The following is a 4,981-nucleotide window of genomic DNA, read 5'->3' on the forward strand; positions in this document are numbered from 1 at the left end:
ACCCCGCCCACGGCGCGGGGCCGGCCGACGCCACCACCGTCGCCCGGGAACCGGCGACCGGGACCGAGACCGAGACCGAGACCGGTGCGGCGGCCAGCGCGCCCGACATCCAGCCGGTCGACGTCGCCGCCTCCCTCGCCCACGACGCCGTCAACGACGCGGCGCCGGCCGAGGCGGAGCCGGAGAAGCGCGGCTGGTGGACCCGGCTGACCTCGGGCATGAAGCGGACCTCCTCGGCTCTGTCCGACCGCGTCACCGGGTTGTTCACCAAGCGCAAGCTCGACGCCAACACCCTGGAGGACCTGGAGGACGCGCTGATCCAGGCGGATTTCGGCGTCGAGACCGCCACGCGGATCTCGGAGGCCGTCGGCAAGGGCCGCTACGAGAAGGGCATCTCCCCCGACGAGGTCCGGGCGATCCTGGCGACCGAGGTCGAGCGCGCGCTGGAGCCGGTGGCCAAGCCCCTGGTGATCGACGCCGCCAAGAAGCCGTTCGTGGTCCTGATGATCGGCGTGAACGGCGCCGGCAAGACCACGACGCTGGGCAAGCTCTCCCTCAGCCTCAAGGCGGAAGGGCGCTCGGTGATGCTGGCGGCGGGCGACACCTTCCGCGCGGCCGCGATCGAGCAGCTCAAGGTCTGGGGTGCGCGCACCGGCACGCCGGTGGTGAGCGGGGCGCAGGGCGCGGACGCGGCGGGCCTGGCCTTCGACGCCCTGAAGCGCGCCAAGGCCGACGGCACCGACGTGCTCCTGATCGACACCGCCGGCCGGCTCCAGAACAAGGCCGGCCTGATGGCGGAGCTCGAGAAGATCATCCGCGTGCTGCGCAAGAGCGACCCGGAAGCGCCGCACGCCACGCTGCTGGTGCTCGACGCCACCGTCGGCCAGAACGCGCTGTCGCAGGTCGAGCTGTTCTCCAAGGCCGCGCCGGTCTCGGGCCTGGTGATGACCAAGCTCGACGGCACCGCGCGCGGCGGCATCCTGATCGCGCTCGCCGCGAAGTTCGGCCTGCCCGTCCACTTCATCGGCGTCGGCGAGGGCGTCGACGACCTGGAGCCGTTCGCGGCACGGGACTTCGCGCGGGCGATCGCGGGGCTGGAGAAGGGCTGAGGCCGATCGCCTCCGGTAGACCTCACCATTCCCCGTCGATAGAGACGCCCTGACGTGACGGACCGTTCGGGGACGTGACGGACCGCTCGGATTCCCTGGCCAGACGCATGCAGATCGAATCCGTCCCCCCGCACCGCCACCTGCCGCCGGCCCTGAAGCTCGCCCTGGAGATGGGGCCGCTGGTGATCTTCTTCCTCGGCAACGCCTATGCCGAGCGCTTCGGCGTCGCCGCCGATCAGAAGCTGTTCGTGGCGACTGGGGTGTTCATCGCGGCGACGGTGCTGGCGCTCGCCGTGCACTTCGCCCTGGTGCGCCGGCTGCCGATCATGCCGATGGTCTCGGGCGTGGTGGTGGTCGTGTTCGGCGGGTTGACCCTCTATCTGCAGGACAAGACCTTCATCATGGTGAAGCCCACCATCGTGAACACCCTGTTCGGCCTGGTGCTGCTCGGCGGGCTCGCCTTCGGCAAGTCCCTGCTCTCGGTGGTGCTCGACTCGGTGTTCTCGCTCACCGAGGAGGGATGGCGGAAGCTGACCTTCCGCTGGGGCCTGTTCTTCCTCGCGCTGGCACTGATCAACGAGGTGGTGTGGCGGACCCAAAGCGAGGATTTCTGGGTGAACTTCAAGGTCTTCGGCATCATGCCGCTGACCGTGGTGTTCGCGCTGGCCCAGACGCCCCTGCTCGCCCGCTACGAGCGCAAGAAGACCGACGCGTGAATCGGGCGCAAGCCGAACCGGCGCCGCCGGCTCGGCGGACGGCCCGCCCGGGCCGGTGCGGACCGTCCCTTCCTACTTCGCGGCCACCTTCCCGGCCGCCCGGATCTTGGCGATCACGTCCGCGAGGTTCTCCGGCGTGACGATGCCGACGAGCTTGTCGCGGATCACGCCGTCCGGGCCGATGATGAAGGTCTCGGGCACGCCGTAGACCCCGAAATCGATGCCGACGCGGCCGGTTTCGTCGTGACCCACCGCCTGGAACGGGACGCCGTTCTTGGCAAGGAAGCGGCGCCCGTTCTCGGCCGCGTCCTTGTAGTCGATCCCGACGAGCCGGATGCCGGGCTCGCGCGCCAGCCGCATCAGCATCGGATGCTCGACCTGGCACGGCGCGCACCACGAGGCCCAGACGTTGAGCACCGTGACGCCGCCCTTCAGGTCGGCGCTCGACAGGCCCGGCACCGGCTTGCCGTCCGCGGTCAGGCCGGGCACCGCCGGGAGCGCGAAGCTCGGCACCGGCTTGCCGATCAGCGCGGAGGGGAGGGCGGCCGGATCGACGCCGGAGCGCAGGCGCAGGAAGAACACGCCGGCCAGCACCGCGAAGGCCAGCACCGGGACGACGACGAGGAGCGAGCGGCGGACCGGCTCCGGAGGGGCCTCGACGCTCACCGGCGATCCTCCGGCTGGAGCTGGGCCAACGCCCGCCTCTGCGCCCGCCGGTCGCGGATCGCGTTGAGGACGAGGGCCGCCATCACCAGGGCGGTGAACGCGTAGGAGGCGAGGATGAAGCCGCCGTGGCTGCCGAGGTCGAAGGTCATGGGTTCAGGCGATCCGGATCGGTTTCATGCGTGGGCCACCCGCTCGAGGGCGGCGACGTCCAGCTTGATCATGCCCTGCATGGCCGAGAAGACCCGGGCCGACACGGCGGGGTCCGGGTCGGCCAGGAGGCGGGGAAGCACCTCCGGCACGACCTGCCAGGGAATGCCCCAGCGGTCGCGGAGCCAGCCGCACATGATCGCGGTGCCGCCGTCGGCGGTCAGGCCCGCCCAGAGCCGGTCGACCTCGGCCTGACCGGCGCAGGAGACGGAGATCGACGCCGCCGTGCCGTACTCGACCGGCGTACCGCCGTTCAGCGCCTGGAAGCTCTGGCCGCCGAGGGTGAACGCGACGAGGATCACGTCGCCCGCGGCGCCGCCCGGCCACGCGCTCGGCGCGCGCTGGATGTGATCGATGCGGGAATCGGGCACGAGCCCGACATAGCGGCGCACCGCCGCCTCCGCATCGGTGCCGAACCAGAGGCAGGTTCTCACCGTCTTCATGGGCCGCGTCTCCTTCCGGGATGCGGGGCGCGCCGCACGCGGACGCGTCTCGCGATCAGACGGCCTGGCCGAGCGGCAGGTCGCGCCCGGCGTCCGAGGTCGTCACGGTCGACCCGGCATCGAGGCGCTCGGCCTCGCGGATCGTCAGGGTCCGCACGCGTCGGCGCATGATCTCGGTCCGCATGGCATAGAGGTGCAGGGTGGTGCCGCCGAGGGTGGCGGCGCCGATCATCACCAGCAACGGGTAGAGCATCGACGGGTCGATGGTCGAGCCGCCCATGCGCAGGATCGAGGCCGGCTGGTGCAGGGTCGACCACCAGTTCACCGAGAACTTGATGATCGGCAGGTTGATCGCGCCGACGAGCGTCAGGATCGCGACGGAGCGGGCGGCCCGGTTCGGGTCCTCCATCGTCCGCCACAGGGCGATGATGCCGCAGTAGATCAGGAACAGGATCAGCATCGAGGTGAGCCGCGCGTCCCAGACCCAGTAGGTCCCCCACATCGGCTTGCCCCAGAGCGAGCCGGTGACGAGGCAGATCAGGGTGAAGGACGCCCCGATCGGCGCGGCGGCGCGCTGCGCCACGTCGGCGAGCGGATGGCGCCAGACCAGGGTGCCGATCGCCGACAGGCTCATCGACGCGTAGAAGAACACCCCGAGCCAGGCCGCCGGCACGTGGATGAACATGATCCGCACGGTCTCGCCCTGCTGGTAGTCGGGCGGGGCGACGAACCAGGACAGGTAGAGCCCGAGCGCGAGGATCGCGGTCGAGATCGCGGCGAGCCACGGCACCAGCGTGCCGGACCAGCGCATGAAGTGACTCGGGTTGGACAGGCGCGTCCACAGGGGCGTCGACATGGGCGATGTCTTAGCCCGGGGTGCGGTGCAGCGGCAATGCGCACGTCTGGCGCAGCCTCGCTCGGCGCGGGCACCGGCGGCCTGAGCCCTCGACGCGCGCAGGCGTCGATGTCGCCGCATGCGCCGTCCGGTGAGCCCGGTCGGCGGACGCAGCGGTCGATCAATCACCCCTGGAGGCCGCCGATCCGTCGTGCGGCGTCGCAGGGTGGAACGGTCATTCGCACTCGGAGAGGACGAGCTTGCAGCTGGGGCACTTGTCGAAGGCCATCTCCTTGGCGGCGGCCTCGGTCCGGCCCCAGCCCACGCCGTAGGTGGTGCGATTGGAGACGTAGGCGCCGCAGGCGTCGAAGCGGGCCACCACCTTGCAGTTGTCGTTGCCCATCTTGGCGCATTGGCGCATCGCGGCGGCGCCCGCGGCCTCGCGCGAATCGCCCCAGCCGATGCCGTAGCCCTCGTCGCCGGCCTTCTGGCCCTCCTCGGTGTCCACGGCGAAGGCGCCGGCCGCGGCGGCGGGAGCGGTCGCGAGGAGCGCCAGGAGCAGCGCGGACATCAGGGTCTTCATCGTTACGTCCCCATCGAGCTTGACAGGGCGGCCGAACCCTTCGCGCCGCCGCTGCCAGCCGTCTGATAAGGCAGGGCGGCGCAAAGGAAATTGCACGACCGTTCCGATCTCTTGCGCGAGCGTCCCGCCCTCATTCCGACCAGCGCAGGGCCGCCGCCGCCGCGAAGGTGCCGACCAGCGCGGCAATCAGGCTGAGGCCGGACAGGATCATCAGCGGGGTGGCGAAGGGGACGGTGCCGCCGAGGGCCGACTGCGCGGCCGAGACGCCGAAGATCAGCGTCGGGATCATCAAGGGTAGCACCAGCACGGCGAGGATCAGGCCGCCCCGGCGGATCGAGGCGGTGAGCGCCGCGCCGACCGCGCCGACGAAGGTCAGCGCCGGCGTGCCGACGAGCAGCGTCAGGGCGGTCGCGGCCATGGCG

The 4,981-nt window shown here is 71.2% G+C and carries 8 protein-coding genes; 2 read left to right on the plus strand and 6 right to left on the minus strand.

Annotation, left to right across the window (positions count from 1 at the left end):
- Positions 1-1,109 (plus strand): signal recognition particle-docking protein FtsY (ftsY, locus tag FV223_RS19805; RefSeq protein ID WP_147728611.1); only part of this gene is annotated, 1,109 nt, incomplete at its 5' end.
- 107 nt (positions 1,110-1,216) lie between these two features.
- Positions 1,217-1,825, plus strand: coding sequence for a septation protein A (locus FV223_RS19810; RefSeq protein WP_147728612.1), 609 nt, complete (start codon positions 1,217-1,219; stop codon positions 1,823-1,825).
- Positions 1,826-1,897: 72 nt separating this feature from the next.
- On the opposite strand, the gene FV223_RS19815 is transcribed toward FV223_RS19810, so the two are convergent.
- The 6 genes from FV223_RS19815 to FV223_RS19840 all read right to left on the minus strand — a co-directional run.
- Positions 1,898-2,491: a DsbE family thiol:disulfide interchange protein gene (locus FV223_RS19815; protein WP_147728613.1), complete on the minus strand. Its 594-nt coding sequence runs from the start codon at positions 2,489-2,491 to the stop codon at positions 1,898-1,900.
- Positions 2,488-2,640, minus strand: coding sequence for a heme exporter protein CcmD (gene ccmD / locus FV223_RS19820; protein WP_147728614.1), 153 nt, complete (start codon positions 2,638-2,640; stop codon positions 2,488-2,490). The genes FV223_RS19815 and ccmD overlap by 4 nt, the downstream gene beginning before the upstream one ends.
- 24 nt (positions 2,641-2,664) lie before the next feature.
- Positions 2,665-3,141, minus strand: coding sequence for a VOC family protein (locus FV223_RS19825; RefSeq protein WP_147728615.1), 477 nt, complete (start codon positions 3,139-3,141; stop codon positions 2,665-2,667).
- Between the two features lie 55 nt (positions 3,142-3,196).
- On the minus strand, positions 3,197-3,997 hold the full coding sequence (locus FV223_RS19830) for a heme ABC transporter permease (protein WP_147728616.1): 801 nt from the start codon (positions 3,995-3,997) through the stop codon (positions 3,197-3,199).
- Between the two features lie 214 nt (positions 3,998-4,211).
- Positions 4,212-4,559 (minus strand): DUF4189 domain-containing protein, encoded by a 348-nt coding sequence (locus FV223_RS19835; RefSeq protein ID WP_147728617.1) that lies wholly within the window; start codon positions 4,557-4,559, stop codon positions 4,212-4,214.
- Between the two features lie 130 nt (positions 4,560-4,689).
- Positions 4,690-4,981, minus strand: a 292-nt coding sequence (locus FV223_RS19840) for a heme exporter protein CcmB (protein ID WP_187276189.1), incomplete at its 5' end; no start/stop codon positions are given.

Origin of the sequence: Methylobacterium sp. WL116 (genome assembly GCF_008039455.1) — a bacterium.
GTDB lineage: Bacteria > Pseudomonadota > Alphaproteobacteria > Rhizobiales > Beijerinckiaceae > Methylobacterium.

Coding starts and splice junctions, on each gene's coding strand:
- FV223_RS19835 (WP_147728617.1), bottom strand. CDS start 4,559: ATGAAGACCCTGATGTCCGCGCTGCTCCTGGCGCTCCTCGCGACCGCT.
- FV223_RS19810 (WP_147728612.1), top strand. CDS start 1,217: ATGCAGATCGAATCCGTCCCCCCGCACCGCCACCTGCCGCCGGCCCTG.
- ccmD (WP_147728614.1), bottom strand. CDS start 2,640: ATGACCTTCGACCTCGGCAGCCACGGCGGCTTCATCCTCGCCTCCTAC.
- FV223_RS19830 (WP_147728616.1), bottom strand. CDS start 3,997: ATGTCGACGCCCCTGTGGACGCGCCTGTCCAACCCGAGTCACTTCATG.
- FV223_RS19825 (WP_147728615.1), bottom strand. CDS start 3,141: ATGAAGACGGTGAGAACCTGCCTCTGGTTCGGCACCGATGCGGAGGCG.